The organism is Brachybacterium sp. GCM10030267, assembly GCF_042666875.1.
Lineage (GTDB): Bacteria > Actinomycetota > Actinomycetes > Actinomycetales > Dermabacteraceae > Brachybacterium.
On record NZ_JBHTCX010000004.1, the window covers coordinates 1 to 692 of the forward strand.

The 692-nt window shown below is 60.1% G+C and carries 1 pseudogene; it reads left to right on the forward strand.

From position 1 onward, the window contains the following. Positions 1–372 precede the first annotated feature (372 nt). Positions 373–692: pseudogene (locus ACFQS2_RS04060) on the forward strand (hypothetical protein); the annotation flags it as partial.

Below are 692 nucleotides of genomic sequence, written 5' to 3' on the forward strand. Positions count from 1 at the left end.
GCGAGTCTGTGAACTCGAAGACGAGAACAAGCGTCTGCGAGAGGCGAATGACGCTCTGGGAAAAGCTATCGGGCTTCTGCACAATTACAGCGCGCAGAGGCCAGACGGCAGCCCGGAAGCGACGAGTCCCGACGGTTCCTCCACCACGAAAACCAACTCGTAAGAGAGCTGACAAGACTTTACGGTTCTCAGCGACAAGCTCTAAAGCTGACCGGCTTGGGTCGGAGCACGTGGCATTACCGGATTAACCCGCGTCCTCGCAAAGTCTCTCCCATCCATCAACGCGAGCGTCATTACCCCAATCGGGTCTCCACAGAGGAGCGCGAGGCGATCAGCTCGCGCATAGACACCGCTCGCGGCGAAGGACTCTCGGTGCAGCAGGCGTACTACAGCACCTGGGACGAGGGGCGCATGCACGGCAGCCAGAGCACCTGGCATCGCGTCGGAGGCAAGCTCACCGGTCCACCAGACGTCGGGGCCGACACTTCGAACCGCCCCCGGAACTCGAGGCAGCTACCGGTCGTCGTGGCATCTGGGCCCGGGCAGGCGTGGAGCTGGGACATCACCGAGTTGAAATCAACCTACTCCCGCATCACCTTCAAGATGTACTCGGTCATTGACATTTTCTCCCGGTATCGCATCGCGAGTCGAGTTGAGATCGACTCGGCAGGATGTCACGCCGTTGAAATGTT